Origin of the sequence: Cupriavidus sp. UYPR2.512 (assembly GCF_000379565.1) — a bacterium.
Classification (GTDB): domain Bacteria; phylum Pseudomonadota; class Gammaproteobacteria; order Burkholderiales; family Burkholderiaceae; genus Cupriavidus.
The window spans coordinates 1-2,448 of sequence record NZ_KB903011.1 but is presented as its reverse complement, the minus strand read 5'-3'; the positions used below and the strand labels follow the sequence as shown (position 1 = coordinate 2,448).

Below are 2,448 nucleotides of genomic sequence, written 5' to 3'. Positions count from 1 at the left end.
ACGTTCCATCAAGAACAGAACGCTACACTAGGCCAGCGTCTGCTGACGATTCCTGGCGTCGGTCCGATCACTGCGAGCGTGCTGGCCACCGAGATGGGCGATGGCAAGCAGTATGGCAGTAGTCGCGACTTCGCCGCATCGATCGGGCTGGTGCCCCGCCAATACAGTACGGGAGGGCGAGCGAACCTGCTTGGCATCAGCAAACGCGGGAACAAAAATATCAGGCGTCTGTTGGTTCAGTGTGCACGGGCTTACATGCAGCGGCTTGAGCGGCAGAGCGGCCCACTCGCCGATTGGGTCCGTGCAATGCTGGCGCGACGGCACTCAAACGTCGTGGCCTGTGCCCTCGCGAACAAGCTGGCTCGCACGGCTTGGGCGTTGGCAACCCGCAATACTGTCTTCGCTACGGGAGCGGCTGCCATGCCGGTCTGATCAGTCCGATCCCGCTTACTGCTTTACCGAAGTCAAGCCATCTGGTTTTGCGATCGTTGAAGTTTGATGACGTGAACGGCACACCGGCCTGACGGAGAACCTCGCAAAAAAATCGGCTTTCGAAGCCGAGAACCTTTTCAGGACCGCCAGGCGCGACTCTCATCGTGGCGCGGGGAGCGATCCCCACAACGACGCCGGATAGATTTAGGCAAGCCAACCACATCGTCGAAAATCAAGGTTGCAAAAACGGGGCTGACCATAGATTTTTTTGCGAACGCCGGGACAGGCAGGGACTTGGAATGCTTAGTAGTTGTCCATCGGGCGCACCCGACCCCGAAGGATGAAGCGGGCGCGAGTTCGGTGCATTTCAGTGCGACGGGAATAAGATGGTGTCTCGCGTCGGTAACGAGGTCGGTTTGTCCTTGGTGCACTGAGCCCGTTTAGTAGTTGGACCCGCAGCCCTGCGAGCACCCCGAATTGTGACCATGGGTGGTAACACCCTGGAGCACGCCTAGTAGATTTCGACGACGAGGGCTGCTGCCGATGCCATTGACCCTGGCAGGAGGCCCCATGCAAGTACTCTTTCCCCGCTGCGCCGGGCTCGACGTGCACAAGGACACCATCGTGGCCTGTGTGCGCTGCGTCTCGGCGCCCGTGCACCATGAAGTGCACAGCTTTGACAGCACCACCGCCGGCCTGCTGGCGCTGGCCGATTGGCTGGCGCTGCATGGCTGCACCCATGTAGCGATGGAAGCCACCGGGGTGTATTGGAAGCCGGTGTGGCACATCCTCGAGAGCAACTTCGAGTTGGTGCTGGCCAACGCGCAGCACATCCGCAACGTGCCCGGCCGCAAGACTGACGTCAATGACGCGATGTGGATTGCCGATCTGCTGGCCCATGGCTTGATCCGGTCGAGCTTCGTTCCGCCGGCGGCCATTCAGGAACTGCGCGATCTCACGCGCACCCGCAAGCAACTCGTGCGCGAGATCTCGCAGCACAGCCTGCGCATCCAGAAAGTGCTTGAAGACGCCAACCTGAAGCTGGGCAGTGTGCTCTCGGACGTGCTGGGACATAGCGGCCGGGACCATGCTCAAGGCCATCGTCAATGGTGAGGGCGATCCCGAGCGGCTTGCCGCCCTGGCCCAAGGCAACGCCCGAAAAAAGCACGCCGAGTTGCGTGAGGCGCTGCGCGGACGCATTACCGAACACCATCGCACGATGCTCAAGCTGCACTTGGACATCATTGCTGCCCTGGAGCACACGCTGGCCGAGCTCGACGCTGTTGTGGGAAAAGCGCTGACGCCGATCCGACAGCGCGCCCGCCTGCTGACCACGATTCCCGGGGTTAGCGACTTGACCGCTCAGGTTCTGTTGGCGGAGATCGGCGTCGACATGACGCGCTTTCCAGACGCCGGCCACCTGGTGTCTTGGGCAGGCCTGTGCCCGCGCAACGACGAGAGCGCCGGCAAGCGGCGCAGCACGCGGGTCCGCAAGAGCGACCTGGCTCAAGACGGCCCTCGTGACCGCGGCCTGGGCCGCTGTACGGGTCAAAACCAGCTATCTGCGCGCCCAGTTTCTGCGCATCAAGGCCCGCCGCGGCGCCAAAAAGGCCATCCTCGCGGTGGCCGCCTCCATGCTCACCGCCGCCTACCATATGCTTCGCGACGGCATTGAATACGCCGACCTTGGCCCCGATTACTTCGACCGCCATCATGTCGAGAAGACCATCCGCCGCCTGCTCAAACGCCTCGCCGACCTCGGGTGTAACGTGGATTCCATCGCTCATGCTGTCTGACGCTTCCTAGTAGTGATTGGCCTTGGGGACGCGAGGCCGTCCGTCCGTAGCACGCTTTCAAGTATTGGCCACAATTAATAGACGCCGCAATTGAAGGTTTCTTTAAACAGGTACGGATAAACTCACTATGGAAAGGCTGATTTAATCGACGAGAGTGTCGACGTTGAGCAGCTGTGAAGCGTTGATAGACTAAGGACGACCAGCGAGCTACGCCGATGCA

At 61.1% G+C, this 2,448-nt stretch carries 1 protein-coding gene and 1 pseudogene; both read left to right on the top strand.

The features are described 5' to 3' along the window. The coding region (locus A3A5_RS0117705; protein ID WP_018311876.1) for an IS110 family transposase at window positions 1–432 on the top strand (432 nt) is incomplete at its 5' end. 570 nt (window positions 433–1,002) lie between these two features. Then, window positions 1,003–2,228: pseudogene (locus A3A5_RS41705) on the top strand (IS110 family transposase). Window positions 2,229–2,448: the final 220 nt, after the last annotated feature.